General features: G+C 71.6%; 27 protein-coding genes, 1 tRNA gene and 1 riboswitch. Of the genes, 14 read left to right on the top strand and 14 right to left on the bottom strand.

Annotation, left to right across the window (positions count from 1 at the left end; all coding sequences use genetic code 11):
- The first annotated feature begins 14 nt into the window (after nucleotides 1-14).
- Nucleotides 15-659: an isochorismatase family protein gene (locus tag ABEB28_RS35685; protein WP_345732694.1), complete on the top strand. Its 645-nt coding sequence runs from the start codon at nucleotides 15-17 to the stop codon at nucleotides 657-659.
- Here the strand turns inward: ABEB28_RS35685 and ABEB28_RS35690 are convergent.
- Nucleotides 649-1839 carry a LuxR family transcriptional regulator gene (locus ABEB28_RS35690; protein ID WP_345732695.1) on the bottom strand — a complete coding sequence of 397 codons (1191 nt, stop codon included), beginning with the start codon at nucleotides 1837-1839 and terminating at the stop codon, nucleotides 649-651. The genes ABEB28_RS35685 and ABEB28_RS35690 overlap by 11 nt on opposite strands.
- A 224-nt stretch (nucleotides 1840-2063) precedes the next feature.
- Here ABEB28_RS35690 and ABEB28_RS35695 point away from each other — a divergent pair, with 224 nt between their 5' ends.
- Nucleotides 2064-2351 carry an Rdx family protein gene (locus tag ABEB28_RS35695; protein ID WP_345732696.1) on the top strand — a complete coding sequence of 96 codons (288 nt, stop codon included), beginning with the start codon at nucleotides 2064-2066 and terminating at the stop codon, nucleotides 2349-2351.
- A gap of 50 nt (nucleotides 2352-2401) precedes the next feature.
- Here the strand turns inward: ABEB28_RS35695 and ABEB28_RS35700 are convergent, their stop codons facing one another.
- The gene (locus tag ABEB28_RS35700) at nucleotides 2402-3181 is read right to left on the bottom strand and encodes an LLM class F420-dependent oxidoreductase (protein ID WP_345732697.1); all 780 of its coding nucleotides are present in this window, start codon (nucleotides 3179-3181) and stop codon (nucleotides 2402-2404) included.
- A 96-nt stretch (nucleotides 3182-3277) separates the two neighbouring features.
- Between ABEB28_RS35700 and ABEB28_RS35705 the strand changes: the two genes are divergently transcribed.
- On the top strand, nucleotides 3278-4012 hold the full coding sequence (locus ABEB28_RS35705; RefSeq protein WP_345732698.1) for a glycoside hydrolase family 16 protein: 735 nt from the start codon (nucleotides 3278-3280) through the stop codon (nucleotides 4010-4012).
- A gap of 35 nt (nucleotides 4013-4047) precedes the next feature.
- Here the strand turns inward: ABEB28_RS35705 and ABEB28_RS35710 are convergent, their stop codons facing one another.
- From ABEB28_RS35710 to ABEB28_RS35720, 3 genes are read right to left on the bottom strand one after another with little or no spacing between them, the layout of a single operon-like run.
- The gene (locus tag ABEB28_RS35710; RefSeq protein ID WP_345732699.1) at nucleotides 4048-5082 is read right to left on the bottom strand and encodes a zinc-binding dehydrogenase; all 1035 of its coding nucleotides are present in this window, start codon (nucleotides 5080-5082) and stop codon (nucleotides 4048-4050) included.
- Nucleotide 5083: 1 nt separating this feature from the next.
- Nucleotides 5084-5278, bottom strand: coding sequence for a hypothetical protein (locus ABEB28_RS35715; protein ID WP_345732700.1), 195 nt, complete (start codon nucleotides 5276-5278; stop codon nucleotides 5084-5086).
- Nucleotides 5275-5697 (bottom strand): MarR family winged helix-turn-helix transcriptional regulator, encoded by a 423-nt coding sequence (locus tag ABEB28_RS35720; RefSeq protein ID WP_345732701.1) that lies wholly within the window; start codon nucleotides 5695-5697, stop codon nucleotides 5275-5277. The genes ABEB28_RS35715 and ABEB28_RS35720 overlap by 4 nt, the downstream gene beginning before the upstream one ends.
- Before the next feature lie 108 nt (nucleotides 5698-5805).
- On the opposite strand from ABEB28_RS35720, the gene ABEB28_RS35725 reads away from it, so the two are divergent.
- The 4 genes from ABEB28_RS35725 to ABEB28_RS35740 all read left to right on the top strand — a co-directional run bounded on the left by ABEB28_RS35725 (nucleotide 5806) and on the right by ABEB28_RS35740 (nucleotide 8718).
- Entirely contained in the window at nucleotides 5806-6093 is a 288-nt protein-coding gene (locus tag ABEB28_RS35725) for a hypothetical protein (RefSeq protein WP_345732702.1), read from the top strand.
- Nucleotides 6094-6222: 129 nt separating this feature from the next.
- Nucleotides 6223-6987 (top strand): ATP-binding cassette domain-containing protein, encoded by a 765-nt coding sequence (locus ABEB28_RS35730; protein ID WP_345732703.1) that lies wholly within the window; start codon nucleotides 6223-6225, stop codon nucleotides 6985-6987.
- Entirely contained in the window at nucleotides 6987-8267 is a 1281-nt protein-coding gene (locus tag ABEB28_RS35735; protein WP_345732704.1) for a DUF7224 domain-containing protein, read from the top strand. Before ABEB28_RS35730 ends, ABEB28_RS35735 begins: the two co-directional genes overlap by 1 nt.
- 172 nt (nucleotides 8268-8439) lie before the next feature.
- Complete coding sequence (locus ABEB28_RS35740; protein ID WP_345732705.1) at nucleotides 8440-8718, top strand: hypothetical protein; 279 nt, start codon at nucleotides 8440-8442, stop codon at nucleotides 8716-8718.
- 12 nt (nucleotides 8719-8730) lie between these two features.
- Here the strand turns inward: ABEB28_RS35740 and ABEB28_RS35745 are convergent, their stop codons facing one another.
- On the bottom strand, nucleotides 8731-9363 hold the full coding sequence (locus tag ABEB28_RS35745; protein WP_345732706.1) for a PilZ domain-containing protein: 633 nt from the start codon (nucleotides 9361-9363) through the stop codon (nucleotides 8731-8733).
- Nucleotides 9364-9600: 237 nt separating this feature from the next.
- On the opposite strand from ABEB28_RS35745, the gene ABEB28_RS35750 reads away from it, so the two are divergent.
- A tRNA-Pro gene (locus ABEB28_RS35750) sits at nucleotides 9601-9674 on the top strand.
- 22 nt (nucleotides 9675-9696) lie between these two features.
- Here the strand turns inward: ABEB28_RS35750 and ABEB28_RS35755 are convergent.
- The 3 genes from ABEB28_RS35755 to ABEB28_RS35765 all read right to left on the bottom strand — a co-directional run bounded on the left by ABEB28_RS35755 (nucleotide 9697) and on the right by ABEB28_RS35765 (nucleotide 11526).
- Complete coding sequence (locus ABEB28_RS35755; protein WP_345732707.1) at nucleotides 9697-10224, bottom strand: hypothetical protein; 528 nt, start codon at nucleotides 10222-10224, stop codon at nucleotides 9697-9699.
- A 70-nt stretch (nucleotides 10225-10294) separates the two neighbouring features.
- Complete coding sequence (locus tag ABEB28_RS35760; protein ID WP_345732708.1) at nucleotides 10295-11125, bottom strand: TIGR03619 family F420-dependent LLM class oxidoreductase; 831 nt, start codon at nucleotides 11123-11125, stop codon at nucleotides 10295-10297.
- Entirely contained in the window at nucleotides 11125-11526 is a 402-nt protein-coding gene (locus ABEB28_RS35765; RefSeq protein WP_345732709.1) for a RidA family protein, read from the bottom strand. Before ABEB28_RS35765 ends, ABEB28_RS35760 begins: the two co-directional genes overlap by 1 nt.
- Nucleotides 11527-11601: 75 nt before the next feature.
- On the opposite strand from ABEB28_RS35765, the gene ABEB28_RS35770 reads away from it, so the two are divergent.
- Entirely contained in the window at nucleotides 11602-12540 is a 939-nt protein-coding gene (locus ABEB28_RS35770; protein WP_345732722.1) for a LysR family transcriptional regulator, read from the top strand.
- 31 nt (nucleotides 12541-12571) lie between these two features.
- Here ABEB28_RS35770 and ABEB28_RS35775 read toward each other — a convergent pair whose 3' ends face one another.
- Nucleotides 12572-13462: an NAD(P)-dependent oxidoreductase gene (locus ABEB28_RS35775; protein WP_345732710.1), complete on the bottom strand. Its 891-nt coding sequence runs from the start codon at nucleotides 13460-13462 to the stop codon at nucleotides 12572-12574.
- Between the two features lie 83 nt (nucleotides 13463-13545).
- Here ABEB28_RS35775 and ABEB28_RS35780 point away from each other — a divergent pair, with 83 nt between their 5' ends.
- Nucleotides 13546-13878: a winged helix-turn-helix transcriptional regulator gene (locus ABEB28_RS35780; protein WP_345732711.1), complete on the top strand. Its 333-nt coding sequence runs from the start codon at nucleotides 13546-13548 to the stop codon at nucleotides 13876-13878.
- 218 nt (nucleotides 13879-14096) lie between these two features.
- Nucleotides 14097-14279 carry a hypothetical protein gene (locus ABEB28_RS35790; protein ID WP_345732723.1) on the top strand — a complete coding sequence of 61 codons (183 nt, stop codon included), beginning with the start codon at nucleotides 14097-14099 and terminating at the stop codon, nucleotides 14277-14279.
- 261 nt (nucleotides 14280-14540) lie between these two features.
- On the opposite strand, the gene ABEB28_RS35795 is transcribed toward ABEB28_RS35790, so the two are convergent.
- Nucleotides 14541-14738 (bottom strand): hypothetical protein, encoded by a 198-nt coding sequence (locus ABEB28_RS35795; protein ID WP_345732712.1) that lies wholly within the window; start codon nucleotides 14736-14738, stop codon nucleotides 14541-14543.
- A gap of 238 nt (nucleotides 14739-14976) precedes the next feature.
- Nucleotides 14977-17235 (bottom strand): 5-methyltetrahydropteroyltriglutamate--homocysteine S-methyltransferase, encoded by a 2259-nt coding sequence (gene metE / locus ABEB28_RS35800; protein ID WP_345732713.1) that lies wholly within the window; start codon nucleotides 17233-17235, stop codon nucleotides 14977-14979.
- A 120-nt stretch (nucleotides 17236-17355) separates the two neighbouring features.
- A riboswitch (cobalamin riboswitch) is annotated at nucleotides 17356-17563 on the bottom strand.
- 141 nt (nucleotides 17564-17704) lie between these two features.
- On the opposite strand from metE, the gene ABEB28_RS35805 reads away from it, so the two are divergent.
- Nucleotides 17705-18496, top strand: coding sequence for a cyclase family protein (locus ABEB28_RS35805; protein ID WP_345732714.1), 792 nt, complete (start codon nucleotides 17705-17707; stop codon nucleotides 18494-18496).
- Between the two features lie 70 nt (nucleotides 18497-18566).
- On the opposite strand, the gene ABEB28_RS35810 is transcribed toward ABEB28_RS35805, so the two are convergent.
- Nucleotides 18567-19076: a mycothiol transferase gene (locus ABEB28_RS35810; RefSeq protein WP_345732715.1), complete on the bottom strand. Its 510-nt coding sequence runs from the start codon at nucleotides 19074-19076 to the stop codon at nucleotides 18567-18569.
- 44 nt (nucleotides 19077-19120) lie between these two features.
- The gene (locus ABEB28_RS35815; protein WP_345732716.1) at nucleotides 19121-20332 is read right to left on the bottom strand and encodes a glucose-1-phosphate adenylyltransferase family protein; all 1212 of its coding nucleotides are present in this window, start codon (nucleotides 20330-20332) and stop codon (nucleotides 19121-19123) included.
- 205 nt (nucleotides 20333-20537) lie between these two features.
- Here ABEB28_RS35815 and ABEB28_RS35820 point away from each other — a divergent pair, with 205 nt between their 5' ends.
- Together ABEB28_RS35820 and ABEB28_RS35825 are read left to right on the top strand one after the other, a co-directional pair.
- A complete protein-coding gene (locus ABEB28_RS35820) occupies nucleotides 20538-21719 on the top strand; it encodes a hypothetical protein (RefSeq protein ID WP_345732717.1) in 1182 nt (393 codons plus the stop codon).
- Nucleotides 21720-21884: 165 nt separating this feature from the next.
- A complete protein-coding gene (locus ABEB28_RS35825) occupies nucleotides 21885-22418 on the top strand; it encodes a dihydrofolate reductase family protein (protein WP_345732718.1) in 534 nt (177 codons plus the stop codon).
- The last annotated feature ends 119 nt before the right edge of the window (nucleotides 22419-22537 follow it).

The raw sequence follows: 22537 nt of genomic DNA on the forward strand, positions 1-22537 counted from the left end.
GAGAGGACTGTCCGGTGCCGATACCGTCGATCGCGTCGTACGCCATGCCGACCGCCGCCGAGCTGACCGAGGGCCCGGCGGGATGGCGGCCGGATCCGGCGCGCGCCGCGCTGCTCGTCCACGACATGCAGGGCTACTTCCTGGACTTCTTCCCGCCCGGGCAGTCGCCCACCACCGAGCTGCTCACGAACGTCCGCCGACTGAAGGACGCGGCGAGGACTCTCGGCATGCCGGTGATCCACACCGCGCAGCCGGGGCGGATGACGCCGGCCGCCCGCGGGCTGCTGCAGGACCTCTGGGGCCCCGGCATGACCGACGACCCACGGGCCACGGACATCGTGCCCGCGGTCGCGCCCGCACCGAGCGACACCGTGCTCACCAAGTACCGGTACAGCGCGTTCCACCGGACGACGCTCGCCGCCGACCTCGCCGTCGCCGGGCGCGACCAGCTGGTCGTCTGCGGGGTGTTCGCCCACATCGGCTGCCTGCTCACCGCCGCCGACGCGTACGCCAACGACGTCCAGCCCTTCCTGGTCGCGGACGCGGTCGCGGACTTCAGCGCGGAGGAGCACCGGATGGCGCTCTGGTACGCCGCGCGCCGATGCGCCGCCACCCCGACGACCGACCAGGTCCTGAGCGCGCTCGAGGTCACGCCGTGACCGGGCCGTCGTCCGGGCCGGTGTGGTCGCGGGCGAGCCGGGCCAGCTCGACCCGCGAGGTGAGGTCGAGCTTCCGGAAGATCTGCCGCAGGTGGTAGTTGACCGTGTGCGGCGAGCGGCCGATGCGGCGGGCGATCTGCTGGTTGGTCAGCGCGCAGCCGACCAGCACCGCGATCTGCCGCTCCTGCTCGGTCAGCCCGCGCCAGTCCGGAGCCGGTCGGTCCGGCCCGGAGGCCCGTGCCGGACCTCCGGGCGCCGGGCGGGGGCGACGCGACGCGCGCTCGTCACGGAGGGCCACCCGCACCGAGCGGGGTAGTGACTCCTCGACGGTCGCCCGCACCAGCTCGTGCCGGAACACCAAGTCCTCGTCCACCCCGATCACCAGGCCGGAGGCGAGCGCCTCGTCCACCGCGGGCACCAGCGCGGCAGCGTTGCGGTGCAGCAGCCCGGCCAGCTCACGGAGCCCGAAGCGCTGCCCGATCGTGGCGGCAACCTGCACCAGGTGGCGGGCCGGTGGCGACAGCGCGGCCAGCGTCGCGTCCAGCTGGGCTCGGATCCGCGCAGGCAGACGGATCGCGACGACGCCTGCGCGGCCGGCGTCGACCCGTAACAGGCGCTCCTCCCGCAGACCGGTGACGAGGTCCTGAACGGCCTGCGGATTCCCGGCGGCCACCGCGCTCAACGCGCGCAGTTCGGCGTCAGGCGCTCCGCCGGCGAGCGCCGTGAGCAGCGTGGCCACCGCCGACGGCGTCAGCGGTTCGAGCACCACCCGGTGCAGACCGGCCTGGGTCACCTGCTCCGGCTCCGGCCAGGTCGCACCGCTCCGCCGGACGAGCACGACCAGCACCGGCACGGTCCGGGCGATCGCCTCCAGCTCCGGCCACACCCGCGGGTGGATCCACTGCGGATGCTCACAGGTCAGCAGGCGAGGCACGATCGCACCCGGCGAGGCGTCGGCGGGCCCGTCGGCCGCGACGATCCGCCACATCCCGCTGCCGTCGATCCAATCCGCCTCGCGAACCGTCGCCGCTCCCCGTCGGCGGGCCGTGGTGACGAACTCCTGGAGCAGCCTGCTCTTCCCGCTGCCGCGGGGTCCCTCGATCACCGCCAGCGTCAACCGGCCGGCCGCCGTCCGGTCCAGGAGATCACGGAGTTGTCGCTGCTCGCGGCCCCTACCCACGAGCGCCGGGAACCCGGGGTGACGTCGATCCCCCTGCACGAGTCGTACCCCCTTCGCGAGACGCCGAATGGGGGCAGTCTGCGACGGATCGGCACCGGTGGCGGTGGCCGGGCATCAGTGGACACGGCGACCGGGCGCGGGCTACGATGCCCGACCCTCCCGCAGTGCGCCGCGACCGCGCGTTCTACCGTCGGTCTGTCGAGGTCCGGACGAGAGGCGGGGCGATGGCCGAACAGAAGCCGCAGGTCGAGGTCGAGTACTGCGTCCGGTGCCGGTGGTTGCCGCGCGCGGCGTGGCTCGCCCAGGAGTTGCTGACCACGTTCGAGAACGATCTCCGCGCGGTCGCGCTGGTTCCGGGAACCGGCGGGGTGTTCGAGGTCCGGGTCGACGACACCGTCGTGTGGAGCCGCAAGGACGACGGCTTCCCCGAGCCGACGCAGGTCAAGCAGCGCGTCCGTGACCGGGTCGCCCCGGGCCGCAGCCTCGGCCACAGCGACGCCGCCGACGCCTGACCGGCTCCCCACGTCCGTGCGACGGGAGAGCCGGCCGGAAGGGATGGGGATCAGCCGTTGATCTCGTCCCGCCAGGCGATCCACTGGCGCAGCTCGGTGAAGTCGTACGCGGGGCCGCCGGTCTCCACGGTGAACAGCGTGACGCCCAGATCGAGGAGCGTGCGACCGTTCTCGGCCGGCGTCCCCACGGCGCCGACCGAGATCTCGATCTCGGCCGGGTCCCGCCCGACGTCCGCGCAGTGCCGGCGGAGGACGCCGAGCTTGCGCTCGACCGTCGCGGCGTCGCCGAAGCTGTGCCAGATGTCCGCGTGCTGGGCGACGAGCCGCAGCGTCTTCTTCTCGCCACCGCCACCGATGAGCACCGGGATGTGTCGGGTTGGCGCCGGGTTCAGCTTCGCCAGCCGCGACTCGATGCGGGGGAGCGCTTCGGCGAGGTCGTCGAGGCGACCGCCGGCCGTGCCGAACTCGTAGCCGTACTCGTCGTAGTCCTTCTCGAACCAACCCGAGCCGATGCCCAGCAGGAGCCGGCCGTCGCTGATGTGGTCGACCGTGCGCGCCATGTCGGCGAGGAGCTCCGGGTTGCGGTAGCTGTTGCAGGTCACCAGTGCGCCGATCTCGGCGCGGGAGGTCTGCTCGGCCCAGGCCGCGAGCATCGTCCAGCACTCGAAGTGCTGGCCCTCGGGGTCGCCGTAGAGCGGGTAGAAGTGATCCCAGTTGAACAGGATGTCGACGCCGAGATCCTCGGCTTCTGCGGCCGCTCGGCGGATGGTCTGGTAGTCGGCGTGCTGGGGCTGGATCTGCACACCGATACGGACGGGCCTGGTGGTCATGGCCGAAGCGTAAACCGGCCGCCCCCGACCGGCGGTGGGCACGCCGGGGCTACGCGGCCGCTTCCCGACCTGCGGCCGGCCGTAGGCTGACGCGTCGTGGACGAGTTCGACGGCGCGGAGCTGAACACCGACCTGTGGTTGCCGCACTACCTACCGGCGTGGAGTTCGCGGGCGGAGACCCGGGCGTCGTACACGCTGGCCGATTCGTGCCTTCGCCTCTCGGTACCGGCCGATCAGGGCCTGTGGTGCGCCGACGACCACACGCCGCCGATGCGGGTGTCGGGCGTGCAGTCCGGGAACTGGTCGGGGCCGGTCGGCAGCACCCGGGGCCAGCAGCCGTACCGGGACGGGCTCGCCGTCCGGGAGGAGCAGCCGCCGTTCCAGGGCTGGCTGCCGATCGGCGGGCGCCTGGAGATGCGGGCCCGGATGGTGCTGGGGCCGACGTCGATGGCGGCGTGGTGGCTGGTCGGCTTCGAGGACGTGCCGTCGCGGTGCGCCGAGATCTGCGTGGCCGAGGTTTTCGGGAGTGCGGTGGTGCCGGGGGAGTCGGCGGAGGTCGGCATGGGACTGCACGCCTTCCGTGATCCGGCGGCACGCGAGGACTTCGCCGCGCCCCGGCTGCCGATCGACGTCGCCGAGTTCCACACGTACGCGGTCGACTGGACGCACGAGCGGGTGGTGTTCTCGGTCGACGGCGCGGTCGTCCGGGAGTGCGCCGGGCCACCGTGGTACCCGATGCAGCACATGCTCGCGGTGTTCGACTTCCCGGACGGCTCGGACGACGCGGGCCCGCCCCCCGAACTCGTCGTCGACTACCTCCGCGCGGAGTGACGGGCGCCCGGCCTCCAGCGCGTGCCGGATGCGCGTCAACCGGCGTCGGGGCGAAGGACCGTGATGCCGGGATGGGCGGCGGCCCCGACCTCGGCGAGGGCCTGCGGACCCGCGTCGAGGGGTAGCTCCCGGGTGACCAGGCGATCGAGGGGGAGGCTGCGCGCCAGCTCCAGCAGGCGCGGGTAGTCGTGCGCGGCCATGCCGTGGCTGCCGAGCACCGCCAGCTCGCGCGCGATGACCAGCTCCATCGGGACGCTCGGCCGCCCCGCGGCCGGGGGCAGCAACCCGACCTGGACGTGGCGTCCGCGTCGGCGCAGGCACCGTATCGACGCCTCGCACGCCGCGACTTGCCCCACCGCGTCGAGCGAGACGTGCGCGCCACCGCTGGTCAGGTCGACGATCGCGGCGGCGCTCGTAGCGTCCGCGGGGTCCAGCGCGTGCTCCGCGCCGAACGCGACGGCCAGCTGCCGGGCGTCCGGAGAAGGATCAGTGGCGAGCACCCGCGCGCCTGCCGCCACCGCGATCGCGACGGCCGACAGGCCGACGCCGCCGCACCCGTGCACGGCGACGAACTCCCCGGCGCGGACCCGCGCGACGTCGATCACGGCGCGGAACGCGGTCGCCACCCGGCACCCCAGGGCGGCGGCGTGCGTCGGCGAGAGGCCGTCCAGCCGGACGAGGTTGACGTCGGCGTGGTCGAGCGCCACGAACTGTGCGAACGAGCCCCAGCCGGTGAACCCCGGCTGCGTCTGGTTCCGGCACACCTGCTGGTCACCGGAGGCGCACTCGGGGCAGATCCCGCAGGCCGTGACGAACGGCGTGGTGACGACGTCACCGGGCCGCCACCGCCGGACGTCGGCCCCGACCGCGACGACCGTCCCGGCCAGTTCGTGGCCCGGAACGTGCGGCAGGTGGACGTCCGGGTCGTGGCCCTGCCAGCCGTGCCAGTCGCTCCGGCAGACACCGGTCGCGTCGACCGCCACGACGACGCCGTGCGGCGGTGGAGCCGGGTCCGGCACGTCGGTGACGCTCAGCGCGCCGCCGAACTCCTCGAAGTAGATCGCCCGCACCTCAGGACTCCCTCTCCGGAGTGGGGAACGGCGCCCGGTCGGGGCCGACCCACCCCTGCTTGGCGGTCGGCGTCGCGAGCGTCGCCGGGTGGTGGAACCGGGTGAGCAGGCGCTCGTCGAGCAGCGCGGGGTGCCGTTCGACGAACGTGTCGAACGTGTCCTCGCCGGTCTCGGCGACGGGGAGGCCGTCGCTCACCGGGCCACCTCCGTGAGGGCGTCGAGGCCGGCGCGCAGACCGTTGAGGGTTTCGGACGAGAGCCCGCCGAGAGCGCGCTGCTCCAGCGCGCTGATCGCGTCCCGGATCACGGCAGCGGTCGCGCGCCCGGCGTCGGTGAGTTCGATCAGTACGGCGCGTCGGTCGCCAGGGCGCGTCCCGCGAGTGACGAGCCCGCGCCGTTCCAACCGGTCGAGGACGCTGGTCAGCGTGGTCGGCCGGGAGCCGATGTCGGCGCCCAACTGGGAGACGGTGCGGGGCCGTCCGTCGGCGAGGTTGGCCAGGGCGCTGATCTCCGAGGCGGTCAGGTCCAGGTCGACCAGCTCGGCGGCGAGAAGCTGCAGCGTGGCGTGGGTGGCGCGCTGCAAGGCGAGCAGCGCGGACCAGCCGGTGGGTTCCACGATTTCGGACTATACGAATTCGTTCCTTCCGGGTCGAGCGCTTGACTCGGCTTACCGGCCGCTCCGACGGGGAATGCCGATCCCGACATCGCCGGCGAAGGAGTGAACGTGGACACGCCCGATCAGCAGATCTTGTACGCGATCCGGCAGGAGATCTCGCAGCACCAGCTGAGCATGAACGCCAGCGGCCTCGATCTCGGCGTCGGCGTGGCCCTCATCGACACCGGCCGCGCGCAGTGGCAGCAGGACCCGGACCAGGTCGTGAGCTTCACCGCGGTCCAGTTCGCCCAGGCGATCGCCGCGGCGAAGCACCAGGGCATGGAGGACGCCTTCCAGATCGCCCAGGACGTGATCTCCCCGTCCGCCCCCGACGCACAGCCGACGACCCACCGCTGAACCCGCGTCGGCGCTCCAGCCGGAAGGAGGCAATTCCGGAGTCGGCTAGCCGACCGGATAGTGCGGTGCCCGAACGTTGCTGTCTATCGTTCACGCCGGTCAGCAGGGTGGGCGAAAGGACACAATAGAATGTCGGGAGCGCTCGTCGCCGAAGGGCTGCACTACCGCTACTCCCGGCGAGAACCCGACGTCCTGGCCGGACTCGACTGGGCCGTGCCGCCGGCGAGCCGGACCGTACTGCTCGGCCCGGAGAAGTCCGGCAAGTCGACGCTGCTGAGCCTGCTGGCCGGGGTCCAGCGCCCGCGGCAGGGGCAGATTCGGCTCACGGACGGCGGCGACCTGCGCCGCGTCGTCGGATGGCTGCCGCAAAAGCCACCCTGGATCTCCGGCCTGACCGTCCGTGACCAGGTCGCGTACGTCGGCTGGCTGAAAGGCTTGAGCCGTGCGGACGCGGCGGCTCGCGTCACCGACTGCCTGGGGGACGTCGGCCTCGCCGACGCCGCGAACCTCACGACGCAGACGCTCAAGCCGTGGCAGCGGTCCCGGCTCGCCCTCGCCGAGGCGCTGGTACACGGCGCGCGCTTCGTGTTCCTCGACGAGCCGACCGCGGAGCTGGAGCCACCCGACCGCGCGAAGTTCTGGAACGTGGTCCGCCGGCTGTCGCGGAGCATCGCGGTCGTGGTCTCCAGCAGCGACACCCGGGACGCGGCGGTCGAGGGTGTGGACCAGGTCGCGGTTCTGGCGGCGGGCACCTGGCGGTTCTCCGGGCCGCAGAGCACGTTCCTCGGCCTGGCGCCCGCGGCGGCACCGGTTCCGCGCAAACAGAAGCTGGACCCCGATGAACGCGCGGCCTGGGCGGCGTACTGGTCGCTGCTCGGCGGGGAGGCGCGCTGATGCCACCGAAACTCGCCGCCCGCACCGTCGGGCTCAAAGGGCTGGCCTGGCTCTTCGTCTGTGTCGCGCCGTTCGCGTTCATGTTCTACGCGCCGCAGGAGCTCGACTACGGCGTCTCGCTCACCGCGGAGGTCGCCCAATCCGTCTACCTGGGAACCGTCCTCAGCATCGCGGCCGCCGTCCGTGCGATCGGACTGCGCAACGGCGGCGCGTTCGCCCGGGGCGGTGTCCGCCCACCGCTCCTCGTTCTGCTGAACGCGATCTGGCCGCTGTTTCCGTTCGGGGTTGTCGCGCACCTCGTCGTCGTGCTGGTCGGCGGAGCGTTCGCCGGATTCCGCATCGCGCTCGGCATCGTCGCGGTGAGCCTGCTGGTCCTGTTGGCGCAGATCCTCTTCGGGGCGTGGATCGGGATGATCCTGTCGCCGACGCGCGCCCTGGTCGTCCTGATCGTCGTGCCGGTCGCCTGGATGCTGGCGCCGGGCTGGGCGCGCATCCCGCTGCTCAACCAGCTCAACGGGCAGTTCCACGGCTGCTGCACCGGCGCCGAGACGTACTCGCGGCCGGCCGCCTGGGGATCGGCGCTGGTCGGCCTCGCCGTGCTCGCCGCGGTGGCGGGGGCGATCGCGCTCCTCGGCCCGACGCGCACCGTCGGCACCGATGGGGTGTTCTCTGGTGAAGCCCGCCGGCGGTCGGCGGCGGTGGCGTCGGCGGTGCCGGTGGTGGTCGCCGTGGTCGCGTTCCTGCTCCCGCCGGATGTGACCGGCTGGGCCGCGGCCGAGAAACGCCCCAACGACACCCGTTGCTTCGACGGCACGCCCGAGGTCTGCGTTCGCCCCGAGCACGTCGACGACGTCGCCGAGGTGCGGGCCGCGCTCGACGAGCTCGAACGGCGGTGGACGCCGTACGGCGTGCCGTTGCCGTCGGCGGTGAGCGAGGCCGGCGGAGCGGGGAAGGTTCGCTTCCAGTACGGCCCGGACCACACCCGGGAGCTCGTCAAGCTCACGGTCGCGCTCAACTCGCTGCCGAGCGCCGAGCGCTGCTACCAGGCGCCGCTGCCGCCCGCGCACGACCGGTCGCTGGTCGCCGCGGTCGACCACATCACGGTCTGGCTGCTGACGCTCACCGGTGGTGCGACCACGTTCGAGATCCGGGAGTGGGTGAGCGACCCCGCCAACATGCAGGAGGCGTGGGACGTCGCGGACCTCACCGACGAGGCCCAGGCGGCCTGGTACCGGCAGCAGCTCGCGGTCGTCGAGTCCTGCGGTGGACGGGACGCGTAGGCACAGTTCGCCCGAAACGCGCCACGGCCGGGCGTCCGACGCCTGATGCTGGTAAGCGGATCGCTGAACCTTTTCGATGTGCCGCGCACGGCCGCCGACGGGCAGCGTCCACCTACCGGGACCGGACGACAACGGCGGGCGGGGACCCGCACGAGCAGAAGGGAATCGGGCCGTGGACGAGCCGGCGAACAACACCGCGTGGCGGGACAGGTTCGGCGACACCTGGGTGCGCAGCGACGAAGCCGCGAAGCGGCGTGCGGAGACGCTCGGGACACTCGAGGATTTCCGCTGGTGGGCACTGTGTGACGGGCCAGCCTGGGACGACCAGATGCGAGGCAACGTGGGAGTCGCCTCGCCCTGGTCGTCGGTGGAGATGCACGGGCCGCTGGAGCCCGGTGACAGCGACATGGTGCAGAAGGTGCTGGACGCGCTGGACCGGGAACTGCGCTGACCGGTGCCGTCGTCAGTCGAGCGGCGGGAGTTCGGCGGCTTCGCGCGCGAGTTTGGCCAGGTGCAGCCAGTCGCCCGGCTGGAGGTACTCGAACTCGCCGCGGAGCCGGTCGGAGCGGATGTCGACCACGCGCAGCGTCGCGGCGACCGGGTGGTCGCTGAACGGATCGATCTCCAGGAACACGTCGCGGATGCCCGGCGGCAGCCGGAGCCCGTCGGACTCGACGGTGAGGCTGGCGGACAGGCCGCCGGGGGAGACGTCGAGGGTCGTCCCGTTGAAGCGGACCGGCCGGTTGGAGCTCGGCGCACCGGCGCCGGCCAGCGCCGGGAGTGACACGGTGGTGCCGCGCAGCGGGACGGCCAGCGGCATCCGGTGGGCATCGCGGCGCTGCCACGCGGGCGGGATCTTCGCCATCTTGAGCGTGACGACGCCCTGCTCGGCGTCGAGCGCGGCGATCGTGCGCATGACGCCGAACGGCGTGGGGACGCTGATCATGCCGCGCTGCGGTGGAGCGTCGGAGCCCATCACCAGGACCGGGATCTGCTCCTGGTCGCCCACCTGTGCCGCGGCCAGAGTCAGTAACTCCACGGCCTGGGCCGGACCGGTCAGGATCAACTGGGTGCCGGCGGGCAGGGGGATGGTCATCGCGGAGCTCCCGGGTCGTCGCGAGGGGGGACATTGCTACTGTCGGGCCGGTCTCGGGGTTCGGCCATGGTTTGGCTGAATTAGCAACCGTCTCGCACCCGCTGGTGCAACTGAGGCGCAACGGGTGGCTTTGACGGTTGTGGGGCCGGTCACCGGGCGGGAGGCTCTCGGGCGATCGTCCGCGTGCGGTAGGGTTACTCCGTCAACACGGACGCCTTCGGTGTGGCGTGGTGGCATCGGGCTGTGGCGCAGCTTGGTAGCGCACTTGACTGGGGGTCAAGGGGTCGCAGGTTCAAATCCTGTCAGCCCGACAACGGCAAGGGTTTCCGCAGGTCATACGGCCAGCGGAAGCCCTTTTTCGTGTCTCTGGAGGTTCGTCGAGGTCGCGCACGTCGGCGTCGCGCGCAGGCGCCGGTTCTGGCTGCTCCGCCCGGGTCCTTCCCAGCGCAGCAGGCAACCTTCAGCGAGACACGGACCGAACGTCTCCTCGAACCCGGTAGGCGAGACCCCACGCACCTCCGCGAGACGCACCAACCCTGGCTGCAACCAGCGCAGACAGGCTTCCGGGCGCTGCTCGGACGGCAGCGTCGACGGGGCAGGGTCCAAAGGCTTGGCGAAGTGTTCACCGCCTTCGCGCGGTGGCGGCGGCAGGTGATAGCCGTGTTCGTCGTCGTCGTCGTCGTCGTCGTCGTCGCCAGGCCAGCGGTCGGCGGTCCAGGGGTCCGCCGGGTCGTACGCCTGGATCCTGATCCACCCGGTATGCGCCGGCACCGGAGTCGTCTTCCGCAACAGGTAGCTGTAGAGCTCGCACACCCCGGACGACCGGACTGACGCCGCGACTACCTCCACCCGACAGCTCATCCCAGCACTCTCCGCAGCGCAGGCCCCAGGCACCCCCAACTACCTTGTCAACGGCACGTGGCGCGGCTGCCTAGGAAAGTAGGCGGGCCGGGGTCTGTTCGGCGAAGTCGGTCAACGCGTCCGCGTCCCACCAGGTCCGCCGCGGCGGCACCACGATGAGCCGATCGACGCCGGCGGCCGCGTACGCCGCTACGGTCGGCGGATCCAGGCGGCGACCGGCGTCCGGGGTCACCGAGATCTCCAGCGGCGCCGTCCGCTCGTGGCTCAGAGCCGCCAGGGCCTGCACCGCGGCGGCGGCAGCGTCGGGCGACATCTGCCAGCCGTACCAGCCGTCGCCCCGCCGCACCGCCCGGCGCAGGGCCGCCGACGACTCACCGCCGACGTGCAGCGGCGGACCGCCGGGGCGTAGCGGGCCCGGCTCGGCTCGCACGTCGGCGCCGTTGATCCGAGTCGCGCCGCCCGCCCACAGTGTGGCCAGGACGTCGAGCGCCACGTCCGTGCGCGATCCCCGGTCGGCCAGCGGGACGCCCAACGCCCGGAACTCCGGCTCGAGGTAGCCGACCCCGACGCCGAACAGGAACCGGCCGCCGCTGATCCGGTCGAGGGAGGCAGCGTGCTTGGCCAGTAGCGCGGCCGGATGCACCGGCACGACGGTGACGCCGGTGCCCAGTCGAAGTGTCCTGGTCGCACCGGCCACCAGACCGAGTGTCAGGAACGGATCGAGGACCGCGAGGTCGGGCTCGATCGGCGATCCGGGCAGCGGCGGATCCGGAACGACGTAGTGTTCGCCGGTCCAGACGCTCTCCCATCCCGCGTTCTCGGCCGCCACCGCCACGGCGACCGCGACCGTGGGGTCCACGGCGGCGGCGTGCAGGTTGATGCCGAACAGCCCGAGTCGCATCAGTTGGCCACCGCGGCGACCAGTTCCACCTCGAGCAGCGCGTCCGGCCACGCCAGCCGTGGCACCTCGACGGTGGTGCTGGTCGGCGGCGTACCGGTGAAGTAGCGGGCCCGGACCGCGCCGTAGGCCGGCAGGCCGGCGAGATCGGTCAGGTAGCTCCGAATGTGCACGACGTCGTCGAAGGACGCGTTTTGGCTGGTGAGGATCGTGCCGAGTAGCTGGAAGACCGGCTCGGTCTGCGCGGCGACGTCCCCGGCACCGATCAGCGCGCCTTCGTCGTCGAGCGCAACCTGACCCGAGACGAAGAGCAACGCTCCGGCCCCGGTCGGCACCCGGCTGACGTGCGAATACCAAGCGCTGCGGAACGACGGAACTCCCGGTGGGTTCGAAGTCTCGATCATGCGGACGACGCTAGAAGCGCACTAGCCATGCCACCAGCGACGGAGTTGGATCAAACCCATGCCGGAAATGCATGACTGGAACTCGAGGATCTCCGGGTGTTCTGCGCGGTCGTCGACGCCGGTTCGTTCACCGCGGCCGCGGCGGGGCTGCACTACACCCAGTCCGGGGTGTCCCGGCGGATCGCCGCTCTCGAACGGATCAGCGGCGGCGCGCTGTTCACGCGGCAGGCCCGCGGCGTGCGGGCGACCGAGGCCGGTCGTGCCCTCCACGGCCACGCCCGAGACCTGATCGCTCGCCTCGACGCGGCCGCCGAGGACCTCCGCGCGCTGCGCGACGGTGTCGGCGGCCGGCTGCGGATCGGCGCTTTCGCCACCGCCAACGCGGCCCTGCTCCCGCACGCGCTCGCCCGGTTCCGGGCTGCACGCGGTGGCGTGCACACCACTGTGCGGGAGGCTCTGAGCCCGGCGCTGCTCGACGGGCTTCGCGCGGGCACTCTGGACGCTGCGGTGGTCAGCGACTATCCGACCGGGACGCTGGACGCCACCGGGCTGGAGCTGCGCGAGCTCGGCGAGGATCCGATGCTGGTCGCGCTCGCCTACGACCATCCGCTGGCCACCGCTCCGAACCTCCGGCTGCGCGACCTTGCGTCCGAGTCGTGGATCGAAGCCGCCCGGCACGGGATCGGGTCCGAGACCATGCTCGCCGCGGCCTGCGAACGGGCCGGGTTCGTGCCTCGGTCCGATATCGACGCCCCGAGTTGGGCGGCGAAGCTCGGCTACGTCGCCGCCGGTCTCGGCGTCACGCTGATACCGCGCCTAGCGACCGCCGCGGTGCGGTCGGACGTGGTGCTGCGCTCGGTCGCCGACGACCTACCGCGCCGCCGGGTCTGCCTCGCGCTGCCGCCGCCCGGCGTCCGCTTGTCCGCCGCAATGGCCCTGGGTGAGCTGGTCACCGAGGAGGCCGCGGACCTCTCGGGAGACGATGTCAGCTCGCGATCACGAGATCGGCGATGAGCGCGACGACCCGGTCGTTCCGCGCCCGGAGTCAGACCGTGGGGGAGCCCGCGCGGAGCACCTCCACCACACGCGACCACGAATCGGCGCCGTGACCGGCGTCGACCGCCCGGCGCGCCAGGTCACGCAGGAGCGCGGGCAGCCGCAGATCGACGCCCGCCTCCACGCTCGTCGCGTGGATGTGCTCCAGCCCGGACAGCTCCATCAGCAGGTTGTCCTCGGCGCCGTCGTACGTGCCCGCATCCACGTCCGCGGCCAATTGGGCGAACGCGTCCGGCAGAAGCGCCAGGCTCTCCCGGGCCCAGGGCAGGAACTCCGTCGCCGTCAGCCCTTGCGCGGTGGCCATCGCCGCGGAGTGCAGGAACGCCGTCATCGCGGCGAAGAACACCTGAGCCATCGCCGTGTCGTGCAGGGCCGCCGAGCCCGGGTCCGGCCCGAGGAAGACCGAGCGCGGCGCCGCGACCTCCAGCACCGGCCGCCATCGGTCGAGCAGCCGCTGCTCGCCGCTGTAGAGGACCAGCGCGTCGTCGGTGCCGATCAGCGGCTCGGGCACCATGATCGCGCCCTGCAGCAGGGCGAAACCCCGCTCCGTGGCCCACTCCTGGGTCCGGCGCGCTTCAGCGGGGGTCGCGGAGGCCAGCACCACGAACGCGCGCCCGGCCCGCAGGTCGGACGGGACCGTCTCCAGGAACCTCCGCGTGGCCGCGTGGTCGCGCAAGACCGTGACGACGACGTCCGCCTGACCGACAGCAGCCGGAAGGTCAGCGGCCACCCGGGCACCGCGTGCGGCCAGCGCCTCGGCCTTCGCGCGGGTCCGGTTCCAGACCGTCGTGTCGACACCGGCCCCGAGGAACGCCCGCGCGATCGCCGCGCCCATCGGTCCCAGGCCGACGACGGCCGCTGAGTACACAGAGGAGGTCATATCGACGAACCTAGGCGTACAGCCGGACAGAGCAAGTACGTACTTTTCGGTGCCATACCAACCAGGAGGTTAGTGTGGAGCGCATGGCACAGTTCCTCTGCGGCCTCGACGCCGCCGTCGCCGTGGTGGGCGGCAAGTGGAAGCCGCTGATCCTCTGGGCGCTCAGCGAGCAGCCGCGCCGCACCAGCGAGCTGCGGCGCGAACTCCCGGGAATCTCGGAGAAAGTGCTCGTCCAGCAGCTCCGCGAGCTCGAACGGGACGGCGTCGTCGAGCGGGAGATCTTCACCCAGGTACCGCCCAAGGTCGTCTACCGGCTCACCGACCGGGGAGTCCACCTCGACCTCGCGCTGCGGCCACTCGGCGACTGGGGCGAGCAGAACATGGCCACGATCTCCGCCGCCCGCGCGGTGGGCTGATCAGCGAGATCCACGTCGCCGTCGACGGGCGCGGGCTACCGATGCGGATCCTGCTCACTCCGGGGTACGCCGGGAACAATGCGTTCGGCGGCCGGCTCGTGGCAGCGCCCAACGCAGGTCATCGGCGCCAGCAGGTGGTGACCCGATGTTCGTCGCTACGGGGATCAGGGATGTCGTACTCCGCGCGCGCGACGACCGTTCCGGCAGTTACCCTCGACATGACGCAGCCACAGCCGGAGATCAGCGATGAGTCGGCCGCGCTGCTCGCTGCGGCCGCTGCGCCTGTGGGTCACGACCAGCTGCGCCGGGACGTCCGCGAAGCTCTCGCGAACCCGCCGGACCACAGCTCCCTGCATGCCGAGCTCGGCCAGACCGACCGGCCGTCCCGACGCGTCGCGTGACCGACCGCGACATCCACCTCATCATGTGCTGGCGAAACATCCCTCGATCGTGGTGTTCGCCGACGAGCCAGGTGACTGGCAGGTGCTAGCGGCGGCCCTCGGCTTGGTTGACGGATTGCCGGCGGCGTCCGCGACTTCACGGCAGTGACTGGGCCGGGACCGTCTACGAGATGCAGGAGCCCGTCGAGGCACTCACCTACCAGCGGGCGATCCTGCATTGGTCGCCCGGGCCGTCAACGAGGTCATCCGCCAGGTGCGCTGCTAGTCGTGCGGCAGCCGCCACCACTTGACGGCATTGATGCATGCGACCGCGGCAATCGCCGTGAAGATGGCCGCGATCCACCAGGGGCCACCCCCGTCGATCCACGTCACGACGGTGACCGCAACGGCGACGACCGAGAGCACAGCCCAGCCGATCATGAGCGCGAGCCAGCGGCGCCGGGGGAGAACGCCATCCATCAGAAGACCACCGTCCAGAGGTAGCTGGCCGCGGAGAACGCGACGAGGGCAGCGGAGCGGAATGCGCCGACGATAGCGCCCTTCGCCATCCGTTCATCCCAGACGAGCGTCGGCCGGCGATGCTCGCGCCAGCCCCGACGGCGGCTAACGGGTGTGCGACGAAAAGGCTCGCCGCGAACGGTGTCGCGCTGGGCTCGCCCTGACGAGCCCAGCGCGCATTCATTCCGGCTTGCCGGCGTCAGCTGCCGCGAACCTCCGCGGCGGCGGCCACCAGGTGCTCGAGGGAGGCTTCGACCTCGGCGTAGCCGCGGGTCTTCAGGCCGCAGTCGGGGTTGACCCACAGCCGCTCGGCCGGGACGACCGAGACGGCGCTGCGCAGGGCGTCGGTCACCTCGTCCTGTGCGGGTACGCGGGGGGAGTGGATGTCCCACACGCCGGGGCCGATGCCCCGGCTGTATCCGGCGGCGGCCAGGTCGTCGAGGATCTCCATCTTCGACCGGGATGCTTCGATGCTGGTCACGTCGGCGTCCAGGGCGTCGATCGCGGGCAGCACCTCACCGAATTCGGAGTAGCAGAGGTGGGTGTGGATCTGGGTGGAGTCCGCGACACCGCTGGTGGCCAGCCGGAACGATCCGACCGCCCAGTCCAGGTAGGCCTTCTGGTCGGCCCTGCGCAGCGGCAGTGTCTCTCGCAGCGCCGGCTCGTCGACCTGGATGATCCGGATCCCGGCCGCCTCCAAGTCGCGGCACTCGTCGCGCAGCGCCAGCGCGACCTGGTTCGCGGTGTCCGCGAGCGGCTGATCGACCCGGACGAACGACCAGGCGAGGATCGTCACCGGGCCGGTGAGCATGCCCTTGACCGGCTTCGACGTCAGCGACTGCGCGTAGGTGGACCACGCCACGGTCATCGCCGCGGGTCGCGTCACGTCGCCGTAGATGATGGGCGGCCGGACGCAGCGGGAGCCGTAGGACTGGACCCAACCGTTGACGGTGGCGGCGAAGCCGCCGAGTTGCTCGCCGAAGTACTGCACCATGTCGTTGCGCTCCGGCTCACCGTGCACCAGCACGTCCAAGCCCAGGCGCTCCTGCAGCGCGATGACGTCGGCGATCTCGGCGCGCATCCGCTCGTCGTAGCCGGCGGCGTCGAGCCGTCCGGCGCGGACCTCGGCGCGGGCGTGCCGGAGCGCGTCGGTCTGCGGGAACGATCCGATCGTCGTCGTCGGCAGGGGCGGCAGTTGCAGACGCTCCTGCTGGGCCGCCGCCCGGTCGGTGTAGGCGCCCCGCCGCGAGTGCTCGGGCCGCATCGCGTCCAGACGGGCGTGCACCGTCTGGTCCCGCCAGGCGTCCGGCATCGGGGGCAGCGCGGAGGGTAGTGCGCCGACTCCGTCGGTCAAGACACGGCTGAGCGCGACGACCTCGTCCACCTTCTGCCGCGCGAACGCCAGGCGCTCGACCAGCGCCGGGTCGAGGTCGGTCTCGGCGGTGAGATCGACCGGGACGTGCAGCAGCGAACACGAGGTGGAGACCGCGACGTCGTCGGCCAGGCCACTGAGGGTGGCGTAGATCGCCGAGGCCGCGCCGAGGTCGGTGCGCCAGATGTTGTGCCCGTCGACCAGCCCGGCGACGATCGTCGTGCCGCTCACCGTGCCACGACCAGCCAGCCTGTCCAGATCTCGGGAGCCGGCCACCAGATCGAGCCCCAGCGCATCGACGCGGGCGTCCAGCAGCGCCGGCAGCGCGTCGTCAAGCGCACCGAAGTACGAAGCGACGAAGATCCGCGGGCGCCGCTCCACCGCCACGAGGCGTGTGTAGGCCGCGCGCAGCGCGTCGATCTCGGCCGGGGTGCGGTCGGCGACGAACGCCGGCTCGTCCAGCTGCACCCACTCCGCACCCGCGTCGGCGAGCGCGCCGAGGATCTCGGTGTAGACCTCCACGAGGTCCTCGAGCCGGTCGAAGGGACGGAAGCCCTCCGGGGAACCGTCAGTGGCCTTCGCCAGCAGCAGGAACGTGGCCGGGCCGACCAGCACCGGCCGGGTCGTGATCCCCAGCTCGGTAGCCTCGGCCAGCTCACCGAGAGCCTTGGCCGGGTTGGCCGCCAAGACGGTGTCCGGGCCGATCTCCGGTACCAGGTAGTGGTAGTTCGTCGCGAACCATTTGGTCAGCTCCAGCGCCGGTTCGGCATCCACACCGCGGGCCATCGCGAAGTACGTGTCGAGTGCGGACAGACCGAGGTGGCGGAACCGCTCCGGCACGGCGTCGACCGCGACCGCGGTATCGAGCACCTGGTCGTAGTAGGAGAACGTGTTGGACGGAATCGCGTCCAGACCGGCGTCACGCAGCGTGCGCCAGACGCCTTCGCGTAGTTCGGCGGCGGTGGCGTGCAGGTCAGCCTCGCCGATCCGGCCGGCCCAGTAGTCCTCAACGGCCCGCTTGAGTTCGCGGCGCGGACCGATCCGGGGGTAACCGAGGACGGTGCTTCGTCCGAAAGTCGTGCTCATGGTGTCCTTCCCTCGAAGATCCGATGGACCGAAGGAACGGACAGGGGAAGGCGCGGGCAGCAACAGGCAACTGCCGGCCTCCGCCCTGACCCTCCCTCGGGGTCGTCGGCGGCGCACGCGGTCGCGTGCACGGTGCGGGCAGGTCTTCGGACTCGTGGGCCTACTACTCGTGCCTACTGACCGTCGCTTCCCAGGAGCTCGTGCTCCCAGTGCTTCATGACGGCGGTCGTTCCCACTCACCGCTGCGGGGCAGCCCCGGATTCTCACCGGGTTCCCTCTTACGACGCCCGCCTGGAGGACGGGACGAACCAGCACTGCGCCCCATCGTAGGGGCCGACACCAGTTGTCTCAGCCGGTGCTGGTCGCTCGGGTTGCGCCGGGGACCTTGCTCGGCGAGTGCAGTCGGACTGTACGTAGGCGTCAGAGATCGTAAATACCGCTGACATCGACGGTCCGCGATGATGGCGCGATGAGTGCACAGCAGTTCCGCGCGGAGTTCGACGCGCGTGTCGAGTTCTCCAACGGCGGACACTTGGAGGTCGCGGGGTTCCGCGTCGACGTGCCTACCGCGGACGTCTCCGCGGCCGACGTCGCGACACTGTTCGTCGCCTCGCTGGGCCTGTTGATGAGCGAACACGTCGAGCTCAGCGCCCTCCGCGTCTTTCCCGAGGCCCACAAGGGCACCCGCGGCGGTCCGTCCGCGGTGCCCGATACATCATCCGACCGGCCGCGCCGGCTGATCGACCTCAGCCACGTCACCGAGCCGGGGATGCCGACTACCTGCCTCGACACTCCGTTCCGCGACACCCACGAACACGATCTCAGCACTCTCCCGCTGCGCCGGATCGCCGATCTGCCGGCCGTCGTCGTCCGGACCACAGGCGCGGCCACCCGGGCTGTCGACGTCGGCGCGCTCGCTCCGTTCGACGTCGCCGGCAAGGCCGTCTTGCTGCACACCGACGCCGACCACCACTTCGGGACGCCCGCCTACGCCGAAGACGCCCCCTACCTCACGGCGGCCGGGGCGCAGTGGCTCGCCGACCACGCCGCCGCCGTCGTCGGCATCGACGCGATCGGCCTCGACCACGCCGACGACCCAGCTCGACCGGCGCGCACGATCCTGCTCGGTGCAGACATCCCGATCGTCGAACACCTGACCGGCCTCGGCCGGCTGCCGCCCCACGGCGCACGATTCACCGCCGCGCCCCTGCGGCTCGCCCACACCGGCACCGCTCCGGTCCGGGCGTTCGCGGCGGTCTGAGAGCGGCGGGCCGCGCCGAACCAGGCCGCCATGGCGCGCAGCGGACGTGGCCGGGGGACTGCCGGACAGTTCACTCGCCGGTCGGGCCGCCGGCCAACTCGGCGGCGACGTCCAGGTGACCCAGGTGGCGGGCGTACTCCTGGAGCACGTGGAAGAGCACCCGCTCCAGCGTCGCCGGGGGTGCGCCCTCCCAGCGCGGCCCCGGGGCGCCGACCGCGGAGAGGTCGGCGCCCGCGACCGCGGCGCGGGTCCGGACGCCTTGAGCACGCAACTCGGCGATGAGGCTCGCGAGGGTCTCGGACGGCTCGACGTGCCATCGACCGTCCCGCTGGTCACCCCAGGGATCGGCCACGGGCCGGCCGGCGAACCCCCACTCGATCCATCGGCGTTCCATGTAGCGCAGGTGCTTGAGCAGCTCCAGCGGCGTCCATCCGGTCGGGAGGCGGCTGGCGCGCTGGTCGGCGTCGGGAAGCGCCGCCGCCTTCGCCACCACCGTCTCGCGGAAGTAGTCCAGGTAGCGCAGGAAGACCTCGGACCGGTCGGCGGCCGGATCGGTCGGTGAAGGGAACGACGGTGTCACCGGCCCATCATCCGCCAGGCCGCCGGTCCGGCGACCACGCCTCGCTACGCGGACTCGTTCGGGACACGGGCGCCGACTGCGACCGAGGCGCCGTCAGCCACCCGAGCCCCGGCGCCGACCAGCACCACGGTGTCCGCGGACTCGTTCTCGGCGTCGCGGTCGCCGGGCGGCGCGCCGAGGGTGGCGCCAACCCCGATCTCAGCCCCGGTGTCGACGACCGCGCCGTGCACCCGCGCACCGCGTCGGATCACGACGTCGTGCAGCAGCACCGAGCCTGTCACCGACGCGCCCGGCTCCACCACGACGCCGGGCGAGAGGACGGATCGCTCGACCTGACCTGCGACCTCGCATCCGGGCGCGAGCAACGAGTCGGCGACCTCGGCGCCGCGAATCAGTCGGGCCGGAGCGTGCCGTCCGCCGCGGGTCAATATCGGCCAGGCGGGATCGTCCATCCGCATCGCCGGTTCGTCCTCGAGCAACTCCAAATGCGACTCCAGGTAGGCCGGAACCGTTCCGACGTCCCGCCAGTAGCCGTCGAGGCGGTAATCGCGGGCTCCGCCGTCGGCGACCAGGCGGGGAAGCACCTCGTGCCCGAGGTCGCGGAGGCCTTCTTCGGTCTCGTCCGCCGCCAGCTTTCCCAGCAGGTCCAGGAGAGCAGACGGCCGGAACACGAAGACCTCGCTGGCGATCACGTCGGTCGAGGGCTTCTCCGGCTTGTAGGCGTAGTCGGTGATCCGGTTTCCGGATCCGACCTCGACGACGCCGTACCGGCCGGCTTCCTCGATCGGCCGTCGGGTGGTCACCATCGTGACGTCCCCGCCGCCTTCGGCGTGCGCGTCCACGACGGTGGCGTAATCCAGCGCGTAGACGGCGTCCGCGCTCACCACGACGAGGTGGTCGGGGTCGAACTCGCGGATCAACGGCGCCTGCCGCCAGAGCGCGTCGGCGGTGCCCTGGTGCCACCCCTCCCGTTCGGTGCCCAGATGCGGGTGCAGGGTCAGCAGGCCGCCGTGGGTACGGTCCAGATCCCACGGTCGGCCGTTCGCGAGGTGGTCAGCGAGCGAGGCCGGGTGGAACTGCTCGATCACCCAGACGTCACCGATACCCGCATGGTGGGCGTTGGAGAGCGGCATATCGATCAGCCGGTACGAACCGCCGAAGGGAACGGCGGGCTTGGCCCGGTGGTCGGTCAACAACTCCAATCGTCCCCCGGCACCTCCGGCGAGCACGAGAAGCAGAATGCGTTGCCTGGCCATGCGCCCTCCAGAGAAACGTCGTCGTTCACTGCGAGGGTTCCCCCCGACTCCGGCCGCAACCCCCGCCGCGCGTGCGGTGATGCGCATGGGGGACTTGTCGCGCGGGTGAGTGCTGTGGCGATCCAGTGAACGCATCCGTTGCCATCGGTCGATGGCGAGTTCTACGGTCTTCGGGACTCCGCTGCCATTCTGAGAGGTGCCTCGGATGCTGTTGCGTCGAACGGCCGCCCTGTTGGCGGCAGCATTGGTCGGCGCGAGCCTGCTGGTCGGTGCCGAGCCCGCTGCCGCGGCCGACGCCGGACCGTTGCCGCCGTGTGGCAGGTACGCGAGCAACTACCTGGCGCCGAACTACTACCCCGCCGCCGGGTGCGTCACCGCGATCGACCTGAGCCCCCAGACGATCGACGGCCGGGCCGGCGGATCGGTGACGATCACGGCGACCGCTACCGGACCCGCGAAACCGTGCCTGCGCGCGCAGGTCCCCGGGACCGGCGAGGTGCGGCTCAACCCATCCCCAACCGACGGCCGGTACACCGGCATCTGGACGATCCCGGCCGGTACCGCGCCGGGCAGCTACGGCGTCACGGAGATCTGGGCCATCGAAGCGTGCGAAGGCAGCAGCACCCAGTGGTGGCAGAACTTGGAAAAGGTCGGCAGCCTGCCCGGTCCGGCCACCACACCGGCGGTCGTGCAGGTCACCGGCGACGCTGCCGACGCGGCGCCGGAGATCACCGCCGTGGAACTATCGGGCACCACATTCGACACCACCACCGGCGGCCGGGACGTCGTCGTCCGTGTACATGCCCTTGGCCATCGTGCCGACCTCACTCGAGTGTATGCGGAGGTCGTGCCGATCGGTCTGACCGGCGGGCTCGACGAAACCACCCTCGGCTACACCTACCAGTCGCAGGCCAACCAACGGGTCTCGGGCACCGCGAGGGACGGCTGGTACGAAAGCACGGTCCGGCTGCCCGGCGGATCCAACGGCCAGTACGGCCTTCTGGTCGTGGTATCCGACGGCCAGGGGCGCACGGTGCTTCCGACCCGGCAGTTGCGGGCCGCAGGTTTCCCCTCAACCCTCACCGCGGTCACGACCAGGGCGCCGGACCCGCCCACCGCGCTGACGGTGCGAAAGACGGTTCTGATCCCGTGGCGTCTCGGGACCCTGGTCGACTGGGCGCCACCGGCGGACACGTCGGTCGCGGTGGCGGATTACCTGATCACCGCCAACTCCGACTGCGGTGTCCTACCGCCAGGACAACCTCGACCGACCGGCGGCGACCGAAGCCGGATCTACTACGACTGGCCGCTGATCGGGACCTGCCAGGTGACGGTGTGGGCGGTCAACGGCTTCGGACGGTCGCCGGGAGTTACGAAGCGTTCCTGACCGACGTGGTGGACCGTTCGGTGACCCCACTCGAGCTCGTGCATTCGCCCCCTAGTGCCCGGGCCGCCGGAGCGCCGTAAGAGGATCAGAGGGCTGTCGTAAGCGCCCACCGGCACTGTATGGGCACAACGACGAAGGCACCTCGACGGTCTGGCGGAGGACACCATGGGAAGGCTCATCGAATCGACGTTCGTGACGATCGACGGGGTCATCTCCTCGCCCGAGGTGTGGGGGGTGCCGTACTGGGACGAGGAGCACAACGCCTACTCGCAGCGACTGCTCGCCGACGCCGACGCGCTGCTGCTGGGCCGGGAGACGTACGAGGGCTTCGCGGAGGCGTGGCCCAGCCGCAGCGGTGACGAGTACAGCGACCGCATCAACGCGATGCCGAAGTACGTGGCGTCCAGGACGCTGCGCGAGGCCACCTGGAACAGCACGATCCTGGAGGGCGACGTCGGCGAGGCGGTCGCCGCGCTGAAGCTGGAGACCCCCGGCAACCTGCTGAAGTTCGGCACCGGCGAACTCGACCGAACCCTGATCGAGCACGGATTGGTCGACGAGTTCCACCTGTGGCTGTTCCCCGTTGTCGCCGGCACGGGGCAACGAATCCTCGACGGGCTGGACGTCACCCACCTCACCCTGTCCAACACCACGCGGTTCGGCTCCGGGATCATCGTTCTGACGTACACCCCGAAGTAGGGCGGTCCGGCGCAGGGCCGGGTCGCTCACTCGGAGACGCTCGTGAGTGTTCGCAGGCGAACGTTCTGGCCGTCGCGGTGGTGAGCGAGCGGGTCCGGGATTCGCGGGAGTCTTCTGGT

The organism is Cryptosporangium minutisporangium (assembly GCF_039536245.1).
In the GTDB taxonomy this organism is placed as follows: Bacteria; Actinomycetota; Actinomycetes; order Mycobacteriales; family Cryptosporangiaceae; genus Cryptosporangium; species Cryptosporangium minutisporangium.

Bases quoted from the DNA above. Each gene is read 5' to 3' on its own strand.
- ABEB28_RS35815 (WP_345732716.1), bottom strand. From the start codon at position 20,332: ATGGCCAGGCAACGCATTCTGCTTCTCGTGCTCGCCGGAGGTGCCGGG.
- ABEB28_RS35820 (WP_345732717.1), top strand. From the start codon at position 20,538: ATGCTGTTGCGTCGAACGGCCGCCCTGTTGGCGGCAGCATTGGTCGGC.
- ABEB28_RS35790 (WP_345732723.1), top strand. From the start codon at position 14,097: ATGACGCAGCCACAGCCGGAGATCAGCGATGAGTCGGCCGCGCTGCTC.
- ABEB28_RS35780 (WP_345732711.1), top strand. From the start codon at position 13,546: ATGGCACAGTTCCTCTGCGGCCTCGACGCCGCCGTCGCCGTGGTGGGC.
- ABEB28_RS35745 (WP_345732706.1), bottom strand. From the start codon at position 9,363: ATGACCATCCCCCTGCCCGCCGGCACCCAGTTGATCCTGACCGGTCCG.
- ABEB28_RS35775 (WP_345732710.1), bottom strand. From the start codon at position 13,462: ATGACCTCCTCTGTGTACTCAGCGGCCGTCGTCGGCCTGGGACCGATG.
- ABEB28_RS35730 (WP_345732703.1), top strand. From the start codon at position 6,223: ATGTCGGGAGCGCTCGTCGCCGAAGGGCTGCACTACCGCTACTCCCGG.
- ABEB28_RS35825 (WP_345732718.1), top strand. From the start codon at position 21,885: ATGGGAAGGCTCATCGAATCGACGTTCGTGACGATCGACGGGGTCATC.
- metE (WP_345732713.1), bottom strand. From the start codon at position 17,235: ATGAGCACGACTTTCGGACGAAGCACCGTCCTCGGTTACCCCCGGATC.
- ABEB28_RS35695 (WP_345732696.1), top strand. From the start codon at position 2,064: ATGGCCGAACAGAAGCCGCAGGTCGAGGTCGAGTACTGCGTCCGGTGC.
- ABEB28_RS35755 (WP_345732707.1), bottom strand. From the start codon at position 10,224: ATGAGCTGTCGGGTGGAGGTAGTCGCGGCGTCAGTCCGGTCGTCCGGG.
- ABEB28_RS35805 (WP_345732714.1), top strand. From the start codon at position 17,705: ATGAGTGCACAGCAGTTCCGCGCGGAGTTCGACGCGCGTGTCGAGTTC.
- ABEB28_RS35700 (WP_345732697.1), bottom strand. From the start codon at position 3,181: ATGACCACCAGGCCCGTCCGTATCGGTGTGCAGATCCAGCCCCAGCAC.
- ABEB28_RS35735 (WP_345732704.1), top strand. From the start codon at position 6,987: ATGCCACCGAAACTCGCCGCCCGCACCGTCGGGCTCAAAGGGCTGGCC.
- ABEB28_RS35765 (WP_345732709.1), bottom strand. From the start codon at position 11,526: ATGATCGAGACTTCGAACCCACCGGGAGTTCCGTCGTTCCGCAGCGCT.
- ABEB28_RS35795 (WP_345732712.1), bottom strand. From the start codon at position 14,738: ATGGATGGCGTTCTCCCCCGGCGCCGCTGGCTCGCGCTCATGATCGGC.
- ABEB28_RS35760 (WP_345732708.1), bottom strand. From the start codon at position 11,125: ATGCGACTCGGGCTGTTCGGCATCAACCTGCACGCCGCCGCCGTGGAC.